Origin of the sequence: Trinickia sp. (assembly GCF_051953955.1) — a bacterium.
Classification (GTDB): Bacteria; Pseudomonadota; Gammaproteobacteria; order Burkholderiales; family Burkholderiaceae; genus Trinickia.
Window position 1 is genome coordinate 20049 of record NZ_JBQCIF010000057.1, and the last position, 25114, is coordinate 45162.

Genomic DNA, 25114 nt, shown 5'->3' on the forward strand with positions numbered 1-25114 from the left:
TCTGGAGCGAAGATGAGTGAACCGTCCCTCGACGCCGTGCGTCGCGACAACGCGGGTTGGATATTCGTGCACATCGAAGGCGAACCGTACGATCGCGGCGAACAGCACGGCCAATTGCTCGCCGCTGAAATCAAGAATGCGATCCGCACCGCCAAGTACCTGGCGCACTGGGATACGGGCGAGGACTTCGAAACGTTCACGAAGGCAGCCGTTGCACAGTTCGCGCCCAAGCTCGACACCGAGTTCACCGACGAAATCCAAGGAATCGCCGACGGCGCCAAGCTGCGCTTCGACGAGGTCCTGGCCTGGAACGGCTATATGGACTTGCTCCAGAGCTGGTGGCCACACAAAGTCGCGACCGGCGATCCGCACTTGGGTACGAAGCCTTGGAAGGGCCGGCGCGGGCACCATTGCAGCGCTTTCATCGCGACGGGCAGCGCAACGCAGGACGGACGCATCGTCATGGCGCACAACTCGTGGGACCGCTACGCCGCGGGCGATGCGTTCAACGTCGTGTTCGACATCGTGCCCGATTCGGGCCACCGGATTCTGATGCAGGGATTGCCGGGCTGCATTTCGAGTCTGACCGACTTCTGGCTGACGTCGGCGGGACTCATGGTCACCGAAACGACGATCTCCAATTTCGCCGGCTACAACAGCGCGGGCGCCCCCGAGTTCTACCGCTCGCGGCGCGCCACGCAGTATGCGAACAACATCGGTGAATGGTGCGAGATGTTTTCGGTATCGAACAACGGCGGCTATGCGAACAGTTGGCTGCTCGGCGATACGAAAACAGGCGAGATCGCGCGTTTCGAGCTCGGGCTCCACTATTCCGGATTCGAAAGCACGAAAGACGGGTTTTACAGCGGCTACAACACCGCGACGGATCTGAAGATCCGCAACCAGGAATGCGTCGGCGAAGGCGAGGACTACACCGACGTGCGCAGAAACGGCGCGCGCCGGCTGCGGTTCATGCAATTGGCCGAGATCCACCACGGCAAAATCGATGTGGATCTCGCCAAGAAGATGATTGCCGATCATCACGACGTCTACCTGAGCCGCGACGACAATCCCTCCTCACGGACGATCTGCGGGCACTTGGAGCTCGACGATCAGCGCTTCGGCGGATCGGATCAGGGGCCTTTCAACCCGTGGGGAGCGAACGACGGAAAAGTCGTCGATAGCGAAATGGCGCGCGATCTAGCGTTTTGGGCGCGCTGGGGCCATCCGTGCGGAAAGCCGTTCGAAGCACAGGCGTTCATGAAGCGCCATCCGCAATGGAATTGGCTCAATGGTTACATGCGCGACCGGCCTAGTTGGCCATGGACGCGCTTCGAGGTGCAGCGTTAGCGCCGCGAGTCGAACGGGGCCTGGCACGAGGCGTGCTGCCCAGTGAGTCGGCAAGAGTCGTCGAATCCGATCGATGTCTCCGAACTCATCGGCGGCATGCTCAATCGAGAAGGAGGTCGAGCGATGAAAGTCTCGACACTGACAACCATGGCATTGCTTTCGGCTTCGTGCTTCGCTGCACCGATGCACACTGGAAAATTCGACAGCGCCACCGCACGCGCCGCCTTGGCTGCGGCTCGCGCAAACGCAGCGCCCGTCGCCCCACCGGCCCCCGGCGTCACGGCGGATCCGGCCGCTGCGAGCGGTCACTGGCGTCGCATCGCGCTGCCCAAGCGACACGAATTGGCGCAGCATTTCGCAACTCACGAACGGCAGGCGCGCACGTGAGCGCGGCCGGCAAGCATCGGCCGCCCGCCGCCGGCGCGCAAGCGCAGGCGGATTCGCGCCCCACGCCCGATCTGTCGGCCGTTCCAGCGGAAACGATCGATCTGCAGATCGCCGACGTGCTGCACGCCGTCCGCTATCCGGCCAATAAGGATTGCATCGTCGATGCCGCCCGCGACGCGGGCGCGAGCAACGAACTGCTCGCGATTCTCGAGGGGTTGCCCGAGCAGGATTACACGAGCGTCGATGACGTGACGCGTTTCATCGGCAGCAACTACGGCCCCGGCTTAGGGCTGTGACGCCTGGCGCACGCCGGAGCGCGGCGATCGTCATTCGCCCGCGCCGACCACCTTCGAAAAGAAATGGCCCAGCACCGACTCCGCAAGTTCGGCGGTGACGTGCTGCGGATCGCAAACGCGCAGCGCCTGAACACCGTCCAGCAGGCTGATAAGGCCGAGCGCCAAGACCTCGGCGGGCATCTGCAGCGGCGTGCCGGTGCGCTCCGAAAACAAGCGGGCGTAGCCCGTGAAGAACGCGTGCTTCTCTTGCAGGAACGCACTGAAGCGCGCGCGAAACTTCGCGTCGCGCGTGGCAAGCAACTTTGCCTCGGCCCATAGCAGAAAACACTCGTCCTGCCGAAAGCACTGGCTGTAGAACGCCATGCATCGCGCTTCCATCTCTTCGCGCGTGGCCCCGTCTTCGATGATCGAATGGAGGTCCACCTGCATCCGCTCGTGATCGCGTCGCAAGAGCTCCATCAGCAACTCGGCCTTGCTTCGGAAGTTCGAATAGAACGCCCCTCGCGTGTATCCGGCCGCTGCGGCGATGTCTTCGACGCTCGCCGCGACGAAGCCTTTCTTCATGAAAATCGTCAGCGCAGCGTCGAGCAAACGCTGGCGCGTCTGCTCTTTGCTCTCTTCGCGAGTCAACCGTTTGCGTTTCATGTCGTGCAGTTTAGCACTACCGATCACTTTGATACGTCTTTGCATTCAAATACAGACATGTATTAGAATGCGCCTCTGAAGCTCCGACCGCGGCCGTCCGCGCACGCCGGCGTGCGCCCCACGGCCACGCCGAACGGGCCGCGGCGGCATGCTCGGCTTGCCCTCCCTATCTTCTGCCCGGGGTCATCGTGATTCGTCCCGTTCTCGACGCGCCCATTGCGGCGCCCACGCAGGCCAACGGCTTCTCGTTGCTCGCATCGCGCTTGGCGGTTCGGCGATACGGGGTTGCCGCAGCCGTTTGCGGCGTGCTAGCGCTTGCCGCATGCCATGAACGGCCGGCTGTCGCCCCGGCGCCACGGCCCGTGGTGGCCGTCGCCGTTCATCCGGACGGCATCCCGCCCGAGGCTACACTGCCCGGCGACGTCGAAGCGCGTTACAGCACTCCGCTCTCGTTCCGCGTCGGTGGCAAGATCGTCGAGCGAAACGTCCGGCTCGGTGACACCGTAAAAGCCGGGCAAGTGCTCGCGCGTCTCGACCCGTCCGACTTGCAAAGGAGCCTGGCCAACGCGCAGGCACAGCTCGATGCGGCGCAGCACCGGTTCGTCTATGCGAAGCAGCAGCTCGATCGCGACCGGGCGCAGGCCGACGAAAAGTTGATCGCGCCGGCACAGCTGGAGCAAACGCAGGATGCGTACGCGTCGGCGGCCGCCCAGCGCGATGCCGCGCAAGCGCAACTCGCGCTCGCACGCAATCAGTTGTCCTACGCAGCGCTCGTGGCCGACCATGCGGGCTCGATCACCGCAGAGCAAGCCGATACCGGCCAAAACGTCAGCGCCGGCCAAGCCGTCTATAGCCTCGCCTGGTCCGGCGACATCGACGTCGTTTGCGATGCGCCCGAAAGCGCCCTGGCCTCGCTGGCGGTCGGCACCGCCGCCGAAGTGACGCTGCCGGCACTGCCCGGCAAGCGGTTCGCCGCCAAGGTGCGAGAGATCGCGCCCGCCGCCGACCCTGCCAGCCGCACCTACCGCGTCAGGCTGACGCTCGCGGCACCCGCCACGCAGGTGCGTCTCGGCATGACGGCGCAGATCGCCTTTGCGTCGATGCAGGCACGCATGGGCCCGCATCCGTTCACGCTGCCCGTGACGTCGCTCTTTCACGACGGCAAAGCGCCGGCCGTGTGGGTCGTGCGCGCGGGGACCGACACGCTCGAGCTGCGGCGCGTGTCGGTCGGGCGTTACGACGAGCGCACGTTCTCCGTGACGGAGGGCTTGCGCGACGGCGAGCGCGTCGTGTATCAAGGCGTGCACACCGTGAGCGCGGGCGAGCACGTGCGCGTCGTGCCGCCGCTGCATCCGGAGGATTTCGGATCATGAGCGGCGCCGATCGTCAGGATGGGGCCGCACCCGTTGGCACCGGCGGCGAGCATTCGCACACCGCCGCCGAGTCTTCGGGCGCCACCCTCAATGCGGCCGCGACGAGCCTGCACGAGGAAGGACGCTTCAACCTATCGGCCTGGACGCTGCGGCATCAGGCGCTCGTCGTCTTTTTGATTGCGCTGGCAACGCTTGCCGGCATCCTCGCCTATACGCGTCTCGCGCAATCCGAGGATCCGCCGTTCACGTTCCGCGTCATGGTGATCAACACGTTTTGGCCCGGCGCCACTGCACGGCAGGTGCAAGAGCAGGTCACCGATCGCATCGAGCGCAAGCTGCAGGAAATGCCGCACATCGATTTCCAGCGCAGCTACTCGCGGCCCGGCGAATCGATGATCTTCTTTTCGATGAAGGATTCCGCGCCCGTCGAAGACGTGCAGCAAACCTGGTATCAAGTCCGCAAGAAGGTGGGCGACATCGCGCATACGCTGCCGGCGGGCACGGTCGGGCCATTCTTCAACGACGAATTCGGCGACGTCTACACGAACATCTACACGCTGGCCGGCGACGGGTACTCTCCGGCTCAGTTGCACGACTATGCCGACGAATTGCGCACGGTCCTGCTGCGCGTGCCCGGCGTGGCCAAAGTCGACTACTTCGGCGATCCCGATCAGCACATCTTCGTCGAGATCGCGAACGCGCAGCTCACGCGCTTGAACATTACGCCGCAGCAGTTGGCCCAAGCGATCGCCTCGCAAAATGCCGTTGCATCGTCCGGCACCGTCACGACGCACGATGACCGCGTGTTCGTCCGCCCCAGCGGCCAACTCGACAACGTGCAGGCGCTGGCCGACACGCTGATTCCGATCGGACATCGGACCGTGCGGCTCGGCGACATCGCCACGATCAAGCGGGGCTACGACGATCCGCCCGTCACCGAGATGCGCAACCGCGGCCACGCGGTGCTCGGCATCGGCGTGACGATGCAGCCGGGCGGCGACGTCATTCGCCTCGGCAAGGCGCTCGATGCGACGGCGGTGCAACTGCGCGCGCATCTGCCGGCCGGGCTCACGCTCGAACAGGTGTCGAGCATGCCGCACGCAGTCGCGCACTCGGTCGACGATTTCCTCGAAGCCGTCGGCGAAGCCATCGCGATCGTGCTGATCGTGAGCCTTGTTTCGCTTGGGCTGCGCACGGGGATGGTGGTCGTCATCTCGATCCCGATCGTGCTCGCCGTGACCGCGCTCGTGATGTATCTGTTCGACATCGGCCTGCACAAAGTGTCGCTCGGCACGCTCGTGCTCGCGCTGGGACTGCTCGTCGACGATGCGATCATCGCCGTCGAAATGATGGCCGTGAAGCTCGAGCAAGGATGGAAGCGCACGCGAGCCGCCGCGTACGCCTACACGAGCACGGCGTTTCCGATGCTGACGGGCACGCTCGTCACCGTGTCTGGCTTCTTGCCGATCGCGCTCGCCAAGTCGAGCACGGGCGAGTACACGCGCTCGATCTTCGAAGTGTCGGCCATTGCCCTCATCGCCTCCTGGTTCGCCGCCGTCGTGCTGATTCCGCTGCTCGGCTACCATTTGCTTCCCGAGCGCAAGCGTGCGCACGGCGAAGCGCACGATCACGAGCACGATATCTACGACACGCGGTTCTATCGCCGCCTGTCCGGTTGGATCAGTTGGTGCGTCGAGCGCCGCGCAATCGTGCTCGGCATCACGGTCGCGCTGTTCGTCGCTGCGCTCGCCGCGTTCTCGCTCGTGCCGCAGCAGTTCTTCCCGAGCTCGGATCGGCCCGAGTTGCTCGTCGATATGCGGCTCCCCGAAGGCGCCTCGTTCGATGCGACGCTCAGGCAAGCGAAGCGGCTAGAGCAGACGCTCGACGGCCGCCCCGAGATCGATCATTTCGTCGACTATGTCGGCACGGGTGCACCGCGCTTTTATCTCCCGCTCGATCAGCAGTTGCAGCAGCCGAACTTCGCGCAGTTCGTGATCACGGCCAAATCGGTCGAAGAACGTGAAAAGCTGGCGCGCTGGCTCGATACGCGGCTCGAAAGCGACTTTTCTGCCGTTCGCACGCGCCTGTCGCGCCTCGAGAACGGGCCGCCCGTCGGCTATCCCGTGCAGTTCCGCGTCAGCGGCGACGACATCGCGACGGTGCGCGCCATCTCCGAACGCGTGGCCGCGAAGATGCGCGCCGATGCGAGAACGCGCGGCGTGCAATTCGACTGGGACGAGCCAGCCGAACGCTCGATGACGTTCGAGGTCGATCAAAACAAAGCGCGCCAGGTCGGCGTCACCTCCGAAGACGTCTCGAACTTCCTCGCCATGACGCTTTCGGGCTACACCGTCACGCAGTTTCGCGAGCGCGACAAGCTGATCAGCGTCGATCTGCGCGCGCCGAAGCGCGAGCGCGTCGACCCGGCGCACCTGCTCGGCCTCGCGATGCCGACGCCGAACGGCCCCGTGCCGCTGGCCTCGCTGGGGCATGTCCGCAATACGCTCGAATACGGCGTGATCTGGGAGCGCGACCGTCAACCGACGATCACCGTGCAGGCCGACGTGCGCGGCAACGCGCAAGGCATCGACGTGACGCACGACCTCGATCGCGCGCTGGCGCCGATCCGCGCATCGCTGCCGCTCGGGTACCGCATCGAAGTGGGCGGCTCGGTGGAGGAAAGCGCCAAGGGACAAGCGTCGATCAATGCGCAAATGCCGCTGATGGCGATCGCCGTGTTGACGCTCTTGATGATTCAACTGCAAAGCTTCGCACGCGTGCTGATGGTCGTGCTGACGGCGCCGCTCGGTTTGATCGGCGTCGTCGTGACGCTGCTCGCCTTCGGCAAGCCGTTCGGTTTCGTGGCCATGCTCGGCGTAATTGCCATGTTCGGCATCATCATGCGCAATTCGGTGATCCTCGTCGACCAGATCGAGCAGGACATCGCCGCTGGGCATCGGCGCTTCGACGCGATCGTCGGTGCGACGGTGCGCCGCTTCCGCCCGATCACGCTGACGGCCGCGGCCGCCGTGCTCGCGCTGATCCCGCTCTTGCGCTCGAACTTCTTCGGGCCGATGGCCACCGCGCTGATGGGCGGCATCACGAGCGCCACCGTGCTGACGCTCTTCTACCTGCCCGCGCTCTATGCGACGTCGTTCCGAGTACGGCTCGACGAACGCGACCCGCCGCCGGATGCCAACTCTCACACGGGGAACTGATCATGACGATCATGCGCGTGAGCGCGTTCCTATTCGCCGCGACGGCGACGCTAGCCTTGGCCGCATGTTCGCTAGGGCCTAGCGGCGAGCCGCCGGCGATGCCCTCGCCGGCCCATTACGGTCAAACCGAGTTGCCCGAGCAGACGGCGGCGGCCGGCGGTGTTTCGCAGCGCTTCGACGTGGGCGGGGCATCGCTTCCCGAATGGTGGCGCCTGTACCATTCGCCGAAGCTGGACGCGCTCGTCGACGAGGGGGTCAAAAACAGCCCGACGCTTGCAGCAACGGAAAAGACGCTCGCGGGCGCCGAGCAGCAACTGCGAGCACAAATCGGCTCGTCTTTGTTGCCGACGATCGACGCCGGCGCGCAAGCCACGCGTGAGCGTGCGCTCGGCATTCCCGAGGCAGGGCCGCCGACCGTTCGCTACAACGTGTTCGTCGGCCAGATTCAAGCGCATTACACATTCGATTTGTTCGGCGCCGTCCGCTATGCAAACGCGGCGCTCAATGCACGCGTGAATGTGCAAGCGTTCCAGCTCAGCGCGGCACGCCGGGCGCTGGCCGCCAACATCGTGACGACGGCGATCAGCGCTGCCGCGCTCGATGATGAAATCGATGCGACGCAGCGGCTCGTCGCGCTAGCGCAGCAAACGGCGCAAGAGGACACGCGGCGCTATGCGGTCGGTGCCGTGCCGCATCTCCAGGTGCTGGCGTCGCGGCAAACGGCGTCGCAGCTCGAAGCGGGCCTGCCGCCGCTGCTTGCGCAGCGCCAAGCCGTTCGGCATGCGCTCGCGGTGCTGATCGGCCGCACGCCCGATTCCCTCCCCGACCTTCCGGCGCTTGCGGAGCTCGCGTTGCCTGAGCGCGTGCCCGTCGTCGTGCCATCGACCCTCTTGCACGCCCGCCCGGACATCGCGGCCGCGGAAGCGGCGTTGAGAGCGTCGGCGGCAGAGGTCGGCGTGGCCACGGCGCAGTTGTTCCCGAGCGTGTCGCTGACTGCATCGATGGGTCAAGGCGGCTTCAGTTGGCCGACGGTGCTCTCCGGAGCCGGCGCATTGTGGAGCCTTGGCGGATCGCTGACGCAGCCGTTGTTCCACGGTGGCGCACTGCTCGCCCAACGCCGCGCGGCGATCGATTTTTACGAGGCGGCTGTCGACCAGTACAAGGCGACCGTGTTGTCGGCGTTCCAAAACGTCGCCGATACGTTGGCCGCGCTCGAGCATGACGCGCAAACGGCGAGCGCAACCGAAACGCAAGCCCAATCGGCGCGGCAGGCATTCGACGAAACGGCCGCGCGCGAACGGCTCGGCGCAGTGCCTGCTTCGAGCGTGCGAGCGAGCGAGATTCAGTATTGGGATGCGAGAGTTGCCGAGCTTCGCGCTACGGGTCAGCGCCTCACGGATACGGCGTTGCTGTTTCAGGCGATGGGGGTCGTGGCGGAAGACAAGCACTCTGGAAGCTGAAATCGAGCGCATGCTGCGCGACAGTCGCTGGCCCCGATCTTCATATATTGGAGACAACGCCATATCGCTGCACGATTCGCGTGGTGTTTCGTCTCGCACACAGCCGACGCGCCCCTACAATCGTGGCGATGGATGCGCCTGGCAAACCACGGCTTGGCTGAACGAGGCGAGCTCGCTATCCGTCGCCCCTCGACGCTCCCGCGTCGATGGCCATGACATTTCGACAGCGCAATCGTGCGCACCGAGACAGGCGATGGATTCTCCAATTCAGTTGCAGCGACCCGATGGGCTGCGCCAGCGGCGGACCGGGGGGCGTGCGAATAATCAGCGGGCGACAGAAGAGATTCCGCACAGTGCGCCGGTCGAAAACCAGAACCCCTTCCAATGGAATGGCCAAGCCGGGCAGAGGGGGATCCTGCGCCCGAATTCGTGGGCCGGCTATGGCCCGCGTACGATCGAGGAAGACGTGATCAGCCACTGGGATCAGATGTGCAGATCGTTGACGTCCATCCCAGAGGGTGCCGCCCTCGGTCAATACCCTCGTGCGGGCGCATCGCCGCATTCGTCGATCGCACGCCTTGCCTCGACGGATCCCGGGCCTTCGAGCGCCGCGGAGCCGCTTCTGCCTCCATCGGACAGGATGAACGAACCCGCCGCCACCGCCGAAAATTCGCGGCAACAGCGAATATGGAAGATGGTGTGCCACCCCGCTACGATCCTGGCGACCGAACTGCTCACCAACGTCACGGGGCTCACAAGTACGGTCGCGGGTCCGCTCGGCTATGACCGTCTTGCGAACGCGGCTAACAGCGCCGTCGGGCTGTTGGGTGGTCTTAACGGGGCGCAGTTATACCGTGCGAATTGGGTGAATGCGGCCCCCAACACTCAGGTCAGTGAACTGGCGGTAGCCGCAAGCGTTGCAAGCCTTCTGAACGCCGGATTCGCGGCGACGACGGCCTGGTGGCTCACCGAGCCCAGACGAACCGTCGACTTCCACAGTAACGCCGGCGCACTAGCCGCGATTTTCAGCGAAGCGGCCGACCTGCGCGACGCCATTAATGGCTTGCGCCGGACCCTGAACGGTCAAAGAGAGCATTTGCCGCGCAGCGCGGCGCTCATGGTACGCGTGGTTATGATTGTTGCTAGCGCGATTTGTACGATGGTGGCTATCTGGTTGGAAGGAAACGAGCGCGACGCAACGCATTTCAGGTCTGCAGCGGCCGCACTCCCCATCGCGGGCACCGTCGCGGGCGGCGCAGCTGAATTGCTGAACCACGAATCGGTGAGAAATTGGCTCCGCGCGAGGCTCGATGAAATTGCGTCACTGATTGGGGGGAGCGGCCCCGCGGGTTTCCCGGATGCTCCGGGCGCCTCGGGTGCGCTGGACCCTTCCCCTTGACCGCCTGATGACGGCGTTGGCGCCAGAGCAACGATCGTTCTATCTGTTGAGGTTCCACGCAACGCATGCCCGATTCCCCCCCGTCGTTCGCCGAATCGAAAAAACGCCGCCGCTCGCCGTCGCCGAGGCACGACCGGGCACAGTTGCACGCGAGCCACGCTATTGCCAACGCCAGTTCGGCTCAGTCCGACATGCTGCGACGAATGCGGCCTCCCATCGCGCGGTCCCCCGGTGTGCAGCCAGCCTCGTCCCAGTTCGCGCAAACAGCCACCGCTTCGGGTATCGAATCGCAACCTAATGCGCCCGCGGTGAAACGCTACAAGGGCCTATTCGAGAGCGAGGCAGGAAATGGCGCAACGGCGGCCTCGGCGCCGGAGCCGACCGGCTACGAGGCGATATCGACACCGGAGCCCCTCGATCTTGACCCTCAGACGTTGAATATGATTTCCGCATTCCTTCGCGAGATGCCGGACTCGCCTGCTCTTGGGGGGCCTCCGCGCAATGCCGCGGCCGAAACGTCGACGGCGGAGCCGATGACGTCACACGTGACCCTAGGGGCGAAACCGATCGAGCAGGCCGATGCGCACCTGTCCCTCCAGTTCTACGATCTCGCAACGGACTATCCCGACGGCATACGAAGCGACTACGCGCGAGCCTTTGTCGTCGCGACCGACATCATCGCTTACGTACGTAATCAGCTTCACCACGGAAGCGCAAATCAAAGATGGAATCAGCAAGGCTCGGGGCAACCGCACAACGACGAACTCGCCAATCGATCGGCCGAGCCAATCAACGAAGCGCTCATGCGAACGCAGTTTATCGATCATCACAGCGGGCGCTGTCTGCCGGAGAACGAATTGTCCCGTTTCGCCTGGTCGCAAATCCACAGTACGGAAGATCGACGCGAGCTCGCTCGCCGAATCGCGCAAGCGTTCATGTGGTCCAACTCGCCCGAACCGGGCGATGCGCAGCACGCGAACGCACAAGCTGCGAGCACCCGGCCGGATTTTGCAGCGCTAGGCCAAGAGATGCTGCGGTACAAGCCCCGGCTCATCGCCCATACCGCGTACGCCGTGGCCGCGGGAAACGACGACCACATGGCGGCCTTCGCCTACACCGATGCACGACATCGACTCAATAGCTCGTACGTGGTCCAGTTGATGCAGATGCCTGACCACACGTTTTGCCGCATTGGTATGCCGGCGTGGCCGGAAGCGCACTGGTGGGTCATCGATCCTTGGCCGCGCGACGCCTATCCTGTGCGCTTCGAACACCACCTCGGTTACGGCAAATCGCAAGTCCTGGCGAGCAAACCCGGAAAAGGCGCGCCATGTAGCGATGAAAAGCTGCAACGCTATCGCGCCCTGCGTAGGTCGATGGCTCACCGACTACAAGAATTCCGGGAATGGACGTGGCCGGGGATAAATGCCCGCACGCGGGTCATGCATAACTGCCTCTATCCGACGAAAGATCCGATCCAAGGGCTATATACGGTATTGGTCCGGCAGCCCGATGTGGGATTGACGCCGCAGTATCACCGCATCTCCCGCGAGCACGAAGATACGCGTGTGGTCGTCGCGGGTATTATTCGCGACGTGAAGGCGAGCCTCAAGTATGGAAGCGAAAACCAACTGTGGAATTTCGAGCGCGGCGGCCAAACGGGAAACCCAGAAGGCGCAGACCAATCGCAGGAACGGTACGTCGAAACGCGTCTACGGATGAACTTCCTACGCAATGCTGATCCCAGCCACTTGTCCGACGATGAAATGCGCCGCTTCGCCGAATCTGACCATCGGGGGGTGCCATACCGAATCGATCTCGCCGGCCAAATCCAGCGCCTTTTGTTTTCCCGGCCGAACGAAAACGGCGCCGGCTCGGCGCTTGCGCCCGACGCCCAGGCAAGCCTCGACATGCTTCGCGGCCAGGTGCTGAGATGCAAGCGGCGGCTCAGCGCTTTCACGGCGCTTGGCACTGAAGTCGGCAACTGCGGCGAATTTGCCGACGTGTCGTATATGCTTGCGCGCCAACGCTTCGGCCCAGAGTACACCGTTGCATTTGCAACGACGGCCATACCGGAACACGCATTTTGCGTCGTTGGCAAAAAGGATTGGCCACTGGACCTTTGGTGGGTGATCGACGCGTGGCCGCGCGATGCCTATCCGGTGTTGGCCCAGCACTACTTCGGGTACGAAAACATTCGGCGAGGCGTGGCCAAGCCAGGCAAAGGAATCGCACACTCGCTCGAGCAACAGATGCGCTACGCGCGGCTTCGCGGGGACGTAGCGAAAAAATACCAGGAGTTCAGGCAAAGTAAGCGGGCGCAACACGACAACGACATGCCTCAACTCGCTAATGCTAGATTTCTAATGTACAACTGCCTGTATCCGGCAGCGGACCCGGTAAAGTGGCATTACTACGTTTCCGCAACCGACTTCAGCTAGCGTCGATCGCGGCGCTAGCGTCCTGACCGGTCCTGCTCGATCCGACGAGCCAGCGGCTCGCGGACCACTGCACTTTCACTGCAACCGATGGAACCAGTGGAGACAACAAAGGCGCGCGTTGGCCCGGCGATCTCTCACCTATCGAGAACCAACGGGAGTGGGTGCCGTTTCGGCGTCCGCCGTCGCCGGTGGCATCGGTAGACTGCAAATTGTGTTGAACAGATCGACGATGGCCCGAGACGCATGCCCGATTCCGCTTCCTCCCCGCTGCAACATCGCCCTCGCCCGCCACGGCGTCGAGCAAGCAGCGTAGCCTCGTCGCAGCCGTATGCGGACCAGCAGCGCCAAATCCGCCCGATGCCGAGCGCTCGGCTGACGGTCGAGCAAGAATTGACGAAGTTCATCGGGCAAAAATTCGCATTCGTGATGCTCGGTTTTTCAGGACTAGGCTACGAGCATGTCGAGACATTGGAGCAGACTTTCCGCCAAGACCTCGCTCAGACGATTCACGACAAAGGCGGAGCGCAGAACGTCATCGTAGTCGGCGGCGCGACGGAAGCGGGTGTCGGCCGCCTCTATGAAATCGCGAAGCAGATAGGCGTGGCCACACTAGGCATCGTTTCGGAGGCCGCCCGACAGTATCAGGAACCGATCTCGCCTTCTTGCGACCACACGATCTATGTGCCCGACCCGGGCGGCACCTGGGACGTCCTGAGCCCGAGCGGAAAATCCTATACCGTCATCGCGGGGCGGACCAACGTGCTTTTCGGTGGCCCGGGTGGGGAGCTGTTCAGCTACGGCGGCGGCGAGGTTGCCGGACGCGAAATCATGGAAGCCGACCATGAGGGCGTTCCCTTCACCCTCTATCCCGGGATGCGGCCGGAGGCGGGAAAAGCGGAGGCTAAGCAACTAGCCCACGACAAAAAGCAAGCGCAACGGCCCGAGCAGGACCGCGTTCCTTTCGATGCCACGCCAATGGCAACGCAATTCGGTCACCTTGCCGGTGCCGACGGCCGTTACCGATCGTCGCGTTAAGGCGCCACGCCCGCCAGGCGCTTTCTCTCCGCCCGCAGCATGAAGTAATTGATGCCGATCACGCCGACGGTGACTACCCCGATAAATAGTGTCGCCAACGCGTTCATCTCAGGATTGAGCCCTAACCGCACGCGCGAGAACACGACGAGCGGCAGCGTCGTCGATCCCGGCCCAGATAGAAACGCCGACAGCACGAGGTCATCGATCGATAGCGTGAACGAGAGCAGCCACCCTGCCATCAACGCTTGAGAAATCAACGGCAACGTAATCGCAAAGAACACCTTGAACGGCGTTGCCCCGAGATCGAGCGCCGCTTCCTCCAACGAGGGATTGAGCTCACGCACGCGCGACTGCACGATGATGGCGACATACGACATGCAAAGCATGACGTGACCGATCCAGATGGTGGTGAACCCGCGCTGCTCGGGCCAGCCTAGCCACTTGCCCATCTCGATGAACAGCAGCAGCAGCGAGATGCCCTGAATCACTTCGGGAATCACGAGCGGCGCGTTGATCATCCCGCTGAACAACGTCGCACCGCGAAACCGCCCCATTCTGGCGAGTACGAAACCGGCCCACGTACCGATGAATACCGATGCGAACGCTGTGAGCAACGCAATGCGCAGCGAAAGCCAGAATGCCGTAATGAGTTCGTCGTCCTGTGCGAGCGCCTCGTACCAGCGCGTGGAAAAATGCGTCCACACGGTGACGAGCTGCGATTCGTTGAACGAATAGACGATGAGGCTCAGGATCGGAATGTAGAGAAACGCAAACCCGACGCCGAGCGCCGTCACTTGCAAGGTACGGTTCGGTTTGATCATCGCCGCGTTTCGAGTTGTTTCGCCTGAAAATGCTGGAACATCGCCATCGGCACGAGCAGCAGCAGAACCATTGCACAGGTGACCGCGGACGCCATCGGCCAGTCGGCGTTGTTGAAGAACTCGTTCCACATGACGCGCCCGATCATCAGCGTATTCGCACCACCGAGCAATTCGGGAATCACGTATTCGCCCACCGCCGGAATGAAAACCAGCAGACACCCGGCGATGATGCCGTTCTTCGAAAGCGGCAGCGTGATCTGCACGAACGCCTTCCAGGGCTTCGCGCCGAGATCGTAGGCCGCCTCGAGCAGCGTCATGTCCATCTTGACCAAGTGCGCGTAAAGCGGCATGACGAGAAACGGCAGATACGAATAGACCATGCCGATATAGACAGCCGTATTCGTGCGGTACAACTCGATCGGCGTGTGAATGAGCCCGATCGTCATCAAGAAGTTGTTGAGCAGCCCGTTGTTCTTGAGAATGCCGATCCATGCATAGACGCGAATCAGAAACGACGTCCAGAACGGCAGCATCACGGCCATCATCAAGATGTTGCGCGAGTTCGGATTCGAGCGCGCGATGTAGTACGCCATCGGATAGCCGAGCAGCAGGCACAGCAGCGTCGTGACGGCCGCGACGAGCACCGAGTTCACATAGGTGGCGAAGTACAGGCTATCGGTCAACAAGAACGCGTAATGGGCAACGTTCAACGAAATCTGAACGACGCCGTCCTTGATGTCGACGAGCTCCGTGTACGGGGGAATGCCGAGCTGCAACTGCGCGAAGCTGATCTTGACGACGAGCAGGAACGGCACGAAGAAGAACATCAGCAGCCAGATGAACGGCCCGGCGACGACGGCGGTGCCGCCGGTCAGCCTGAAGCGCCGCGCAGGCCACGTGGCGAGCGAGAGCAGCGTCTTCATGCCGTCAGCACCACGCCGGCCGATGCGCTCCAGCGCACGTAGATCTCATCGCCCCAAGTCGGCGATTCGATTTCCGTCAGCGCGAGGCTCGAAACGTTCGCCACCACCGTTTTGCCCGAGTCGAGCTTCACATGGTAGAGCGAGTAGCCACCCATGTAGGCGATGTTCGCAACGGTGCCGCGGCCCCAGTTATAGGCCCCCTCGGGCGGCTTGCGCGTGAGCGCGATGCGCTCGGGACGGACCGAGATCGTCACGGGCATGCCGAGCGGCCCCGTGATGCCGTGATTGACGTAGAGACGGCAAGGCAACTCGGCCGTCTCGACGAAAACGTGATCGGGCTCGTCCTCCACCACGCGGCCATCGAAGAGGTTCGTCGAGCCGATGAACTCGGCCGAGAAGCGCGAATTCGGAAACTCGTAGACCTCGTGCGGCGTCCCGAGCTGCACGATCTCGCCGTCGCTCATGACGGCCAGGCGATCGGCCATCGTCATCGCTTCTTCCTGATCGTGCGTGACCATGATGCAAGTCACGCCGACGCGATCGAGAATGTTCACGAGCTCGATCTGCGTGCGCTGCCGGATTTGCTTGTCGAGCGCGGACATCGGTTCGTCGAGCAGCAACAGCTTAGGCCGCTTCACGAGCGAACGCGCGAGCGCGACGCGCTGCTGCTGGCCGCCCGAAAGCTGATGCGGCTTGCGCTTCGCGAAACGCCCCATCTGCACGAGCTCGAGCGCAGTGCTCACACGCTCCTTGAGCTCGGCCTTCGGCACGCCTTCTTGCTTGAGCCCGAACGCGACGTTCGATTCGACCGTCATATGAGGGAACAGCGCATACGACTGGAACATCATGTTGACGGGACGCTTGAACGGCGGCATCAGCGCAAGATCCTCGCCGTCGATCAAAATCTTGCCCGAGCTGACCGATTCGAGCCCGGCGAGCATTCTGAGCAGCGTCGACTTGCCGCAGCCGGAACTGCCGAGCAGCGCGAACAACTCCCCTTTCGCCACCGACAAACTGACGTTGTTGACCGCGACCGTTTCCCCGAACTTCTTGACGACGTCGACGATCTGCACGAAGTTGTCGGCCGATGCGTTGCCGGCCGACGTTGAACCTGCGGGGCGCGCGCCGGCGGACGGCTGCGAGCTCGACTGATCGCTCATGATGTGCTGCTTGACTCCACTCGTTTGACGTACAAAGCCCCCGGCAATGGCTCCGGGGGCTTCACGACTTCCCTACGTGCCGCTTGCGGCGACGAAATCAACGGCCCGTCTTGAATTCAGTCCACAGGCGCGTTTGCAGACGCTGGATTTCCGGCGGCAGCGGCTTGAGCAAGAACAGCGTCTTGACGACGTCGGCCGGCGGATAGACTGCGGGATCGTTGGCGATCTTCGGATCGACGTACTGCTTCGCATCGGCATTGGCCGTCGGATAGTAGACGGCATCGGTGATCGCGGCGTTGACCTTCGGCGTTTCGATGTAGTTGATCCATTGAAGCGCCGCTTCCTTGTGCGAAGCGTCCTTCGGGATCGCCATCACGTCGAACCAAACCGGCGCGCCGCCCTTCGGGATGTAGTACTCGATCTTGTACGGCTTCTTCGCTTCGAGCGCGCGATGCTTGGCGATCACGACGTCGCCCGACCAGCCGTAGGCGAAGCAGATGTCGCCGCCGACCATATCGTTGATATAGCCCGACGAGTTGAACTGCGTGATGTAGGGACGAATCTTCTTCATCATCTCGAGCGCCGCCTTGTAATCGGCCGGGTTCGTGCTGACCGGATCCTTGCCGATGTAGTGAAGCGCCGCTGCGAAGAACTGATCGGGCGCATCGAGCACCGACACGCCGCAGGCCTTCAGCTTCGAAATGTTCTCGGGCTTGAACAGGATGTCCCAGCTGTCGAGCGCGGCGTTCTTGCCGAGGATCTGCTGGACCTTCGTGACGTTGTAGCCGAGGCCCGTCGTTCCCCAGGCCCAGGGCACCACATACTTGTTGCCCGGATCGGCGCCCGCGACGAGCGACATCAGTTGCGGATCGAGATGTTTGAGGTTGGGCAGCTTCGATTTGTCGAGCGGGGTGAAAATGCCGGCGGCGATTTGCTTGCCGGCGTAGTTGCTCGTCGGCACGACGATGTCGTAGCCCGAATTGCCCGTCAGCAGCTTCGCTTGGAGCGTGTCGTCGCTGTCGTAGTTGTCGTACCGGACCTTGACGCCGCTTTGCTTTTCGAAGTTCGGAATCGTGTCCTTGGCGATGTAGTCGGACCAGTTATAGACGTTCAGTTGCGTATCCTTCGCAGACGCGGCCCACGGCGCCGCGCACAACACGAGTGCGGCAAGCCCGCCCATCACCTGTTTTTTCATTCCGTTCTCCGATACGGACCGGTTTGCCCGGCCTCGACCCCGCCCATGCCGCGGCACAGCGCCCGCGGCTCCTTTGGAAAAACCCGAAAGCTACCATCATTCATTGGCGGGCGGCACAAAAATGCAGCCCGCTCGGACCCGCTGTCGCGCAAACGGCACAATCGAACGCGCCCATCGCCGCCGCGTGAAGTGGTCACGGGGTGCGCCCCATGCCGAATCGGGCGCAATTTTATCGGGTTATACGGCCGTGTCTACTCGAAAAAAAGCGCGAATGGCCTTTCGGATAGCCTGCTGCGGCGGCGCTCGAGCCGTGGGGCGGCCCCGCGCGCCGTAAGGCATTCGGGCGAGCGAGCGGCGCGTCGGCTACCATACCGGCTCCCCATGCAAACGAGACCGGTTTCAATGGCTTCCAATCTCCACGCGCTACCTGACAGCCCCTGCATCGGCGTCTGCTCGACGCTTTTCGACGAGGTCTGCAAAGGCTGCGGCCGCACCGCCGGCGAAGTCTCGAATTGGGTCTTCATGAGCGATGCTGAGAAGCGCGTCGTATGGGAGCGGATCGAGCGCGAAGGCACGGCGATGCGGTTTCGGAACGACAAGCTTTGATCTCTGGCCGTTGCAGTAAAAGCGCGGGCACGTCACGGCTCGTTCCAGCGGGCCGGTTCACCTTTCAGCCAGCCCGCGTTTTATTTCAATTTGCTTTCGACCGCAACGATTAGCCTGCTACTCGGTCCGCCTTCAATTGCATGGACTTGTACTCGAGATATTCCTCGAGGCCATAGACACCGTTTTCGCGGCCGTAGCCCGACTGCTTGAAGCCGCCGAACGGCGCCTGCATGTTCCAAGCCCCGCCGTTGATGTCGACCTGCCCCGTGCGCAGACGGCGCGCGACGCCGATCGCCCGTTCGTCGCTCCCGGCCCAGACCGCGCCGCCCAAGCCGTAGAGCGAATCGTTCGCAATGCGGATCGCTTCTTCCTCGTCCTTGTACGTGATGATCGACAGCACGGGCCCGAAGATTTCCTCTTGGGCGACCGTCGCCTTCGGGTGCACGCGGCCTAAGACGGTCGGACTCACGAAAAAGCCCTTGGCGCAGCCGTCCGGCACGTGAGCCCCGCCCGTTATCAGTTCGGCGCCCTCGGCAATGCCGCGCTCGATGTACGAGCGCACGCGCTCGAGCTGTACGGCGGACGCCAGTGGCCCGAGGCGGGTGCGCTCGCTGCGGGGGTCGCCAACGACATAGCTCTCGGCTGCGGCCTTCGCCAACGCGCGCGCCTCCTCGTACCTCGATTCGGGCACGAGCAAACGCGTATGCGCGGAGCAAGTCTGCCCCGAGTTCAAGTAGCAGGCGGCGACCGTGCTGTTCACGGCGGTTGCGAAGTCGGCATCGCCCAGCACGACCGACGCCGATTTGCCGCCCAATTCCAGTGCCACGCGCTTGACGCTGGCGGCCGCGAGTTCAGATACGCGCTTGCCCGCACGCGTGGAGCCCGTGAACGAAACCATGTCGACGAATGGATGGCTGGCGATGATTTCGCCGACAACGGGGCCGTAGCCGCTGACGAGATTGAAGACACCGGCCGGTAGCCCCGCCTCGTGAATCGCCTGGGCCAGCATGAAGGCATTGAGCGGTGCGACTTCCGAGGGCTTGAGCACGACTGTGCAGCCCGCGGCCAACGCGGCGGCGACTTTCAGCGTGATTTGATTGAGCGGATAGTTCCAGGGGGTGATCGCCGCGACGACCCCGACGGGCTCCCGGACGACGAGCGAGTTCCCCACACGCGTCTCGAATTGGAACTCACGCGCAAGCTTGGCGTAGGCGTTCCAGTTGTAGACGGGGCTTCCGACTTGAATCGCGCGCGAGAGCTTGAGCGGCATGCCGACTTCGCCGCTGATCGCGGTGGCCAATTCTTCGGTGCGCGCTTTGAGGTTGGCGGCAATCTTTTCGAGATAATCAGCGCGTTCGGTGGCGGGCGTGGCGGCCCAGCTGTCGAATGCGAGCTTCGCTGCCTCGACGGCTGCCTCGGCATCGGCAGCGTTGCCTTCGGGGATCCGGCCCATGATCTCCTCGGTGCCGGAATCGATGACGTCGATGGTGCCTTCGCCCGAGGGCGAAAGCCACTTGCCGCCGATATAGAGCCGATCGTAGGTTTTCATGCGAGTGCTCACCGTGTGGGTTTCGACTCGCACATTCTACTCAGTGGGGTGAAGATGAGGTGGGGCTAACGCGCGCCGCTAGGACCCATCCGGCCCGATGGGGAGGCCCGCCGTCTCGTCTCGCGCGGCAGGCGCATCGAGCATGTTGCCGCCCCCTTACTGCACGCCCTGGCTCGCCAAGAATTCCTCGTAATTCCCGCCGAAGTCGTACAGCGTCCCATCCGTGCGCACTTCGATGATGCGATTGGCCAAGCCGCTCACGAACTCGCGGTCGTGCGAGACGAAAATCAGCGTGCCGTCGTATTTATCGAGCGCGATCTGCAGCGACTCGATCGATTCCATGTCCATGTGGTTCGTCGGCTCGTCCATCAGGAGCACGTTGTGGCGGCCCAGCATGAGCTTGCCCCAGATCATGCGGCCCTTCTCGCCGCCCGAGAGCACCTTGACCGACTTCCTGATGTCGTCGGCATTGAACAGCAAACGGCCCAACGTGCCACGCACCATCTGATCGTCGTCGCCTTCCTTGCGATAGGCGTCGATCCAATCCGTCAGCGTGACGTCGTTGGGGAATTCCTCGTAGGTATCCTGCGGCATGTAGCCGACGTTCGCATTCTCGGCCCACTTGATCGTGCCGCCGTCGAGCGTCAGATTGCCGTGCAGCGCGCGCAGCAGCGTCGTCTTCCCCGCCCCGTTCTCGCCGATGATCGCGATGCGCTCGCCCGGCTGCACGTTCAAATCGAAGTTCTCGAAAATCGTGCGCTCGTAGCGCTTCGTGATGCGTTCGGCCACCACGGCGATGTTGTGCAGCTTCTTTTCGTATTCGAAGCGGATGAACGGGTTTTGGCGCGACGACGGCTTGAATTCCTCGATCTTGATCTTGTCGATCTGCTTCAAGCGGCTCGTGGCCTGACGCGCCTTGGACTTGTTGGCCGAGAAGCGGCGCACGAAGTCCTGCAGATCCGAGATGCGCTCCTTTGCCTTCGCATTGGCCGCGGCCTGCCGCTCGCGCGCTTGCGTCGATGCGAGCATGTAGTCGTCGTAGTTGCCCGGGTAGACCTTCAACGTGCCGTAATCCATGTCCGCCATGTGCGTGCAGACCTGGTTCAAGAAGTGCCGGTCGTGGGAGATGATGATCATCGTCGAGTTGTACTCGTTGAGGACGTTCTCCAGCCAGCGGATCGAGTTGATGTCGAGGTTGTTCGTCGGCTCGTCGAGCAGCAGCACGTCGGGATTCGAGAACAACGCCTGCGCGAGCAGCACGCGCAGCTTCCAGCCGGGCGCGACGTTGCTCATGGGGCCGTTGTGGTCCTCGATGGCGATGCCGATGCCGAGCAGCAGCTCGCCCGCGCGAGCTTCAGCCGTGTAGCCGCCGTACTCGGCGAACTTCGCCTCGAGCTCGGCGGCGTGCATGTAGTCGTCGTCGGTCGCCTCGGGGTTCGCATAGATCGCATCGCGCTCGCTCATCGCGGCCCACATTTCCGTGTGGCCCATCATGACGACGTCGAGCACCCGCATGTCCTCATAGGCGAATTGATCCTGGCGCAGCTTGCCAAGGCGCACGTTCGGCTCGAGCATGACGTTGCCCGAGCTCGGCTCGAGGTCGCCGCCGAGGATTTTCATGAACGTCGACTTGCCGCAGCCGTTCGCGCCGATGAGACCGTAGCGGTTGCCCTCGCCGAACTTGACCGAGATATTCTCGAACAAGGGCTTCGGCCCGAATTGCATGGTGATGTTGGCGGTAGACAGCACGGCACGTCCCTTCGAATGGTGATCGGCGAAAAACCTAGCATTTTACCAAGCTTTCGGGGAGAACACCGGTTCGGCATTCGGCCTACGCAAAGCGTCCGCACGAACGCCCCGACAAATAAAGGGGCAAGGTTGACGGGTGGTTGAAAACCGGTCGGTCTGTTACCGTCGAAGGCGCCGTGTCCAGTCTACCGGCCGCCGCCTTTTCGTCCCCGCTTCAATTGGAACGCCTTACCTATGCGGACAGCCGATATCGATGCGCCGATTCGCGAATTCGTGGACGACGTCGCGAGCGCCTGCCACGCCAACGGTCAATCATGCGGACTGCGCGAAGTCCTATTCTGTATCCGCGATATTCCGTATGGGCGGCCTACGGCTCCACGGGAGCCGCTTGCCGTCCTGGCCGAATGGAAGGGAACATGCTCGGGCAAACATCTGCTGGCCAGCCGCGTGCTAGGGATCATGAGAGTCAAAACGCGGCTTTACTACCAGCCCTATCGGCTGGACGATGCCTGCGAAGACCTCCCGCTCGATGTAGTTCAGCCCTATGTGGGCCACGGAATATGGGACGTGCACAATTTTCTGGAGATCGATACCGCTGCTGGTCCGCTGAAGGTCGACCTGACGTGGTCCCGCGAACTGGCCGGCTTCGGCTTTCCCACCACGCTCGCGTGGGATGGCGCTAGTCATTTCCGAATCGCAGCGCCATCGGGGCAGGCTCTACCAGTCACTCATCCTGCCGAGCTCAACGACACAAAGGAAGCGCTTCTGCAGCGCCTGAATTCGCCCGCTGCACGCACACTGCGGGAACGCTATATCGAGGACCTCGCCGAGTTTGCGACCTGTCATTGCCCGTTGCTCGCCCGCGAGGACAGCATGGAAGGGACGCTAGCCGATATCCGAGAGCGACACCCCCGATAGATTCAGGCACCCCCGAAAAAAATTCATCCTGAAATCATTGCGCCGCATGCGCCCCGGGCGGCGGCGCCTTCGGCGCGCTCCGCATTTGGCTGATCAGCGCGCTACAAGGCGTCACCTTCTCGTTGCTCGGCGCGATCAGCGGAATCAGCGCCGCGAACGGATTGATGAGCCCCAGACCGATGGCCGCACCGGCACGCAGCGCCAGCGCGGTCTTGCTCACGCCGACGTCGGGATGCTTGAACGTGCCCTTCACGTATAGCGGCGAGCGCAGCGTAAAGATTCGGAATCCCTTCGTATGCGGATGGATCGTCAAATCCATCGTCTCGTCTTTCAGATTGATCTTGCCATCCATGCCGATCAGCGCGTCGGTCGTATCGAGCGCGAACGTGCGCGTATCGAGCACGCCGTCCGTGGCGGCGAAATCGGCCGCCATGCAGTTGATCTCGATGTCGCGCGTGCCGAACAGCTTCTCGTAAACGACGTTCGCGACGTTCAACCCCGCCGCCTCCATCAGGATCAGGCTCACCTTGCCCTGCGTAATCAGCACCTTCGTTTCGCCGTTCAGCGTTCCGGCCAACGCCGCCGGTGAATTGCCGGTTGCCGACAAGCTCGCGTCGCCGTTGACCTCGCCCAGCGCCGACTGCATCGTCTTTTGCGTCGGGAACAACTGCTTCAGTTTCAAATGGCGCGCCGCGAGCTTCATGCGTGCTTGCAACGGTGCCTTGGCTCCGTCGAGGTAGAAGTTCGAAGACAAAGTCCCCCCGGCCACGCCGAAATTCAACGGATCGAACGTGAGCACGCCGTCTTTCAAGATCACATGCGTGTCAAGGTTCGTGATCGGCAGCGCAGGATCTTTGATGATGCGCCGGCCTGTGAACGTGACGTCGGCATCCATGACCTTCCAGCGATCGGTATGGAATGGTTCGACGGGCAACGCGCGATCGGCCGGTTGCTTGACTGCCTCGCCACGCTTGGCCTTGTTCGCGTTCGAGTCCGCTCCGATGATCGGCGCAAGGTCGGAAAACCGCAGCAAGTTCGACTCAACGTGTCCGGTCAGGCTCGGCCGAGGTGAATGCGATGCGTAGGTCAGCGTGCCTTCCAAATCGCTGCCGCCGACGCGGCCGGTGAAGTCCTGGTACGTGAACACGCTCGCGCCCGTGCGCAGATGCCCGGTCAGATGCCCGTCCGTCGCATAAGGCGGCGTTTGCGGCAGCGTCACGCCGAGAATCGAATAAAGATGCGACAGGTCTTGGCCCTGCAACCAAAGCCGCACGTCGAGCGCGGAAAGATGGGCGGGGTCGGTCAGCGTGCCGACGAGCGCAAGTCGCGTATCGCCGATCTTCACGTCCGCCTGCATCGGAAACGGACGGCTCGCGTCGCGCAGCGCCAAGATGCCGCCGAGTTTGCCCGTTCCCGAAATATCGGTCTTGCGATAGGTGCCTTTCGCTTGCCAGGCCAGCGCGTACAGCAGCGGCGAGCGGCGACCCGCGACGGCGCCCGATGCCGCGGATGCGCCGGATGCGCCGGATGCGGCGGATGCACTGGATGCCGGCGATCCTGACGATGCAGGCGCCGCCTGCGGCGCGCCTTGCGCCTGCGACGATGCTCCCTCTACCGCAGCTGACGCTTCGGATGCAGGCTGCGAGGCCGAGGCCGGCACCGCAGCCGCTGCCGCACCCGATGCCGTCCGCACTTGCGCTTCCAGCCTGCGCTCGCCGCCCTTTCCGATCACATGCTCAGCCGAGCCGCGCGACGCGCTTTCCTGCTGCTTCAACACTTCCCCGATCGGCAACGGCTGGCCGAGCGTGCCCACCTCGACATGGAAATTCGCTTGTTCGATCTCGTCGGACAGCGCGATGTGGGCTTTCGCAAGACTCAAGTCGGCGAGGCGCAGCGTCCAGCGCGAAGGGCCGTTCGATTTCGGCAGGTTGAAGACCCAATTCGCTCGCCCGTCCTTGAGCCGTTCAAGATCGATCGACGGGTTGACGAGATCGATCGACGGAATCGAAATGACATGCGCCAATAAAGGCAATACCTCCACGTCGAAGCTGATTTCGTCGAGCCGAGCGAATGTCGTCGCTGCAGCCCAGGACGGATTGCCGATCGTGATGTCGTAGGCGGAAAAGCGCGGCCACGGGACCCATGCGCGCCACCCGTGTTCGCCGGCCGGATGCTGCCAGCCGACGCGCAGGTCGCCGTTGATCGCGAACGGCCGCCCGATCGCTTGAGTGACTTTGTCGTCGACCCACGGCCTCGCTCGATTCCAATCGAACGTGACGACGAAGATGGCGATCGCCGCGCACAGCACGAGCAGCACGACGATGACCCAGGCAAGGATCTTGCCGGCGATACGACCTACGGTGGCAGGTTGCGTCATGCGAGTTGTCTCGATCGTTCATTGCGCGCCGCGACACGACACGGGCGCCACGACGGGCGGCGGACGCGGCGTTGCTTGCCGGCTCTCAAGCAATCGCCGTGCCGCGCGACGGAACATGATCGCCTATCATGTCGAGTCGCACGGCACTCATCGATGCATGCATGCGTGCTTGGTTCGCCAGCAAACGATGGCTTGCCGTTTTGCCTGATCGC

General features: G+C 63.1%; 19 protein-coding genes. 10 read left to right on the plus strand and 9 right to left on the minus strand.

The features are described from left to right. The first annotated feature begins 12 nt into the window (after positions 1-12). Both ACTHNZ_RS10710 and ACTHNZ_RS10715 read left to right on the plus strand, forming a co-directional pair. Positions 13-1350, plus strand: coding sequence for a C45 family autoproteolytic acyltransferase/hydolase (locus ACTHNZ_RS10710; protein WP_440542470.1), 1338 nt, complete (start codon positions 13-15; stop codon positions 1348-1350). Positions 1351-1808: 458 nt separating this feature from the next. Continuing rightward, positions 1809-2033, plus strand: a complete 225-nt coding sequence (locus tag ACTHNZ_RS10715) for a DUF2795 domain-containing protein (protein WP_440542555.1) — start codon at positions 1809-1811, stop codon at positions 2031-2033. 30 nt (positions 2034-2063) lie between these two features. Here ACTHNZ_RS10715 and ACTHNZ_RS10720 read toward each other — a convergent pair whose 3' ends face one another. After that, the gene (locus ACTHNZ_RS10720; RefSeq protein ID WP_440542471.1) at positions 2064-2678 is read right to left on the minus strand and encodes a TetR/AcrR family transcriptional regulator; all 615 of its coding nucleotides are present in this window, start codon (positions 2676-2678) and stop codon (positions 2064-2066) included. Positions 2679-2941: 263 nt separating this feature from the next. On the opposite strand from ACTHNZ_RS10720, the gene ACTHNZ_RS10725 reads away from it, so the two are divergent. From ACTHNZ_RS10725 to ACTHNZ_RS10740, 4 genes are all read left to right on the plus strand, one after another. Then, positions 2942-4051 carry an efflux RND transporter periplasmic adaptor subunit gene (locus ACTHNZ_RS10725; RefSeq protein ID WP_440542556.1) on the plus strand — a complete coding sequence of 370 codons (1110 nt, stop codon included), beginning with the start codon at positions 2942-2944 and terminating at the stop codon, positions 4049-4051. Then, the gene (locus ACTHNZ_RS10730) at positions 4048-7269 is read left to right on the plus strand and encodes an efflux RND transporter permease subunit (protein WP_440542472.1); all 3222 of its coding nucleotides are present in this window, start codon (positions 4048-4050) and stop codon (positions 7267-7269) included. The genes ACTHNZ_RS10725 and ACTHNZ_RS10730 overlap by 4 nt, the downstream gene beginning before the upstream one ends. Before the next feature lie 2 nt (positions 7270-7271). Beyond that, positions 7272-8729, plus strand: coding sequence for an efflux transporter outer membrane subunit (locus ACTHNZ_RS10735; protein WP_440542473.1), 1458 nt, complete (start codon positions 7272-7274; stop codon positions 8727-8729). A gap of 253 nt (positions 8730-8982) precedes the next feature. Next, positions 8983-10128 carry a hypothetical protein gene (locus ACTHNZ_RS10740; RefSeq protein ID WP_440542474.1) on the plus strand — a complete coding sequence of 382 codons (1146 nt, stop codon included), beginning with the start codon at positions 8983-8985 and terminating at the stop codon, positions 10126-10128. Between the two features lie 551 nt (positions 10129-10679). On the opposite strand, the gene ACTHNZ_RS10745 is transcribed toward ACTHNZ_RS10740, so the two are convergent. Further along, positions 10680-10955, minus strand: a complete 276-nt coding sequence (locus ACTHNZ_RS10745; protein WP_440542475.1) for a hypothetical protein — start codon at positions 10953-10955, stop codon at positions 10680-10682. 108 nt (positions 10956-11063) lie between these two features. On the opposite strand from ACTHNZ_RS10745, the gene ACTHNZ_RS10750 reads away from it, so the two are divergent. Both ACTHNZ_RS10750 and ACTHNZ_RS10755 read left to right on the plus strand, forming a co-directional pair. Next, positions 11064-12569: a hypothetical protein gene (locus tag ACTHNZ_RS10750; protein WP_440542476.1), complete on the plus strand. Its 1506-nt coding sequence runs from the start codon at positions 11064-11066 to the stop codon at positions 12567-12569. 390 nt (positions 12570-12959) lie between these two features. Further along, positions 12960-13604, plus strand: a complete 645-nt coding sequence (locus ACTHNZ_RS10755) for a hypothetical protein (protein ID WP_440542477.1) — start codon at positions 12960-12962, stop codon at positions 13602-13604. On the opposite strand, the gene ACTHNZ_RS10760 is transcribed toward ACTHNZ_RS10755, so the two are convergent. The 4 genes from ACTHNZ_RS10760 to ACTHNZ_RS10775 all read right to left on the minus strand — a co-directional run bounded on the left by ACTHNZ_RS10760 (position 13601) and on the right by ACTHNZ_RS10775 (position 17703). Beyond that, complete coding sequence (locus ACTHNZ_RS10760; RefSeq protein ID WP_440542557.1) at positions 13601-14422, minus strand: ABC transporter permease subunit; 822 nt, start codon at positions 14420-14422, stop codon at positions 13601-13603. The two genes, ACTHNZ_RS10755 and ACTHNZ_RS10760, sit on opposite strands and share 4 nt — an antisense overlap. Continuing rightward, positions 14422-15348 (minus strand): ABC transporter permease subunit, encoded by a 927-nt coding sequence (locus ACTHNZ_RS10765; RefSeq protein WP_440542478.1) that lies wholly within the window; start codon positions 15346-15348, stop codon positions 14422-14424. The genes ACTHNZ_RS10760 and ACTHNZ_RS10765 overlap by 1 nt, the downstream gene beginning before the upstream one ends. After that, positions 15345-16508 carry an ABC transporter ATP-binding protein gene (locus tag ACTHNZ_RS10770; RefSeq protein WP_440542479.1) on the minus strand — a complete coding sequence of 388 codons (1164 nt, stop codon included), beginning with the start codon at positions 16506-16508 and terminating at the stop codon, positions 15345-15347. The genes ACTHNZ_RS10765 and ACTHNZ_RS10770 overlap by 4 nt, the downstream gene beginning before the upstream one ends. Positions 16509-16605: 97 nt before the next feature. Further along, entirely contained in the window at positions 16606-17703 is a 1098-nt protein-coding gene (locus ACTHNZ_RS10775) for a polyamine ABC transporter substrate-binding protein (RefSeq protein WP_440542480.1), read from the minus strand. Between the two features lie 402 nt (positions 17704-18105). On the opposite strand from ACTHNZ_RS10775, the gene ACTHNZ_RS10780 reads away from it, so the two are divergent. Then, entirely contained in the window at positions 18106-18309 is a 204-nt protein-coding gene (locus ACTHNZ_RS10780) for a DUF1289 domain-containing protein (RefSeq protein ID WP_440542481.1), read from the plus strand. 109 nt (positions 18310-18418) lie between these two features. Here ACTHNZ_RS10780 and ACTHNZ_RS10785 read toward each other — a convergent pair whose 3' ends face one another. Both ACTHNZ_RS10785 and ACTHNZ_RS10790 read right to left on the minus strand, forming a co-directional pair. Beyond that, complete coding sequence (locus tag ACTHNZ_RS10785; RefSeq protein WP_440542482.1) at positions 18419-19858, minus strand: aldehyde dehydrogenase family protein; 1440 nt, start codon at positions 19856-19858, stop codon at positions 18419-18421. 156 nt (positions 19859-20014) lie between these two features. Next, positions 20015-21607 (minus strand): ABC-F family ATPase, encoded by a 1593-nt coding sequence (locus ACTHNZ_RS10790; protein WP_440542483.1) that lies wholly within the window; start codon positions 21605-21607, stop codon positions 20015-20017. 234 nt (positions 21608-21841) lie between these two features. Here ACTHNZ_RS10790 and ACTHNZ_RS10795 point away from each other — a divergent pair, with 234 nt between their 5' ends. Next, complete coding sequence (locus ACTHNZ_RS10795) at positions 21842-22525, plus strand: hypothetical protein (RefSeq protein WP_440542484.1); 684 nt, start codon at positions 21842-21844, stop codon at positions 22523-22525. A 34-nt stretch (positions 22526-22559) separates the two neighbouring features. On the opposite strand, the gene ACTHNZ_RS10800 is transcribed toward ACTHNZ_RS10795, so the two are convergent. Continuing rightward, on the minus strand, positions 22560-24902 hold the full coding sequence (locus tag ACTHNZ_RS10800; protein WP_440542485.1) for an AsmA family protein: 2343 nt from the start codon (positions 24900-24902) through the stop codon (positions 22560-22562). Positions 24903-25114 lie beyond the last annotated feature (212 nt).

Excerpts from the sequence above, each read along its gene's own strand:
- ACTHNZ_RS10720 (WP_440542471.1), bottom strand. The coding sequence starts at position 2,678 with ATGAAACGCAAACGGTTGACTCGCGAAGAGAGCAAAGAGCAGACGCGC.
- ACTHNZ_RS10770 (WP_440542479.1), bottom strand. The coding sequence starts at position 16,508 with ATGAGCGATCAGTCGAGCTCGCAGCCGTCCGCCGGCGCGCGCCCCGCA.
- ACTHNZ_RS10800 (WP_440542485.1), bottom strand. The coding sequence starts at position 24,902 with ATGACGCAACCTGCCACCGTAGGTCGTATCGCCGGCAAGATCCTTGCC.
- ACTHNZ_RS10785 (WP_440542482.1), bottom strand. The coding sequence starts at position 19,858 with ATGAAAACCTACGATCGGCTCTATATCGGCGGCAAGTGGCTTTCGCCC.
- ACTHNZ_RS10795 (WP_440542484.1), top strand. The coding sequence starts at position 21,842 with ATGCGGACAGCCGATATCGATGCGCCGATTCGCGAATTCGTGGACGAC.
- ACTHNZ_RS10710 (WP_440542470.1), top strand. The coding sequence starts at position 13 with ATGAGTGAACCGTCCCTCGACGCCGTGCGTCGCGACAACGCGGGTTGG.
- ACTHNZ_RS10765 (WP_440542478.1), bottom strand. The coding sequence starts at position 15,348 with ATGAAGACGCTGCTCTCGCTCGCCACGTGGCCTGCGCGGCGCTTCAGG.
- ACTHNZ_RS10745 (WP_440542475.1), bottom strand. The coding sequence starts at position 10,955 with ATGATCGATAAACTGCGTTCGCATGAGCGCTTCGTTGATTGGCTCGGC.
- ACTHNZ_RS10780 (WP_440542481.1), top strand. The coding sequence starts at position 18,106 with ATGGCTTCCAATCTCCACGCGCTACCTGACAGCCCCTGCATCGGCGTC.
- ACTHNZ_RS10740 (WP_440542474.1), top strand. The coding sequence starts at position 8,983 with ATGGATTCTCCAATTCAGTTGCAGCGACCCGATGGGCTGCGCCAGCGG.
- ACTHNZ_RS10775 (WP_440542480.1), bottom strand. The coding sequence starts at position 17,703 with ATGAAAAAACAGGTGATGGGCGGGCTTGCCGCACTCGTGTTGTGCGCG.
- ACTHNZ_RS10730 (WP_440542472.1), top strand. The coding sequence starts at position 4,048 with ATGAGCGGCGCCGATCGTCAGGATGGGGCCGCACCCGTTGGCACCGGC.
- ACTHNZ_RS10735 (WP_440542473.1), top strand. The coding sequence starts at position 7,272 with ATGACGATCATGCGCGTGAGCGCGTTCCTATTCGCCGCGACGGCGACG.
- ACTHNZ_RS10750 (WP_440542476.1), top strand. The coding sequence starts at position 11,064 with ATGTGGTCCAACTCGCCCGAACCGGGCGATGCGCAGCACGCGAACGCA.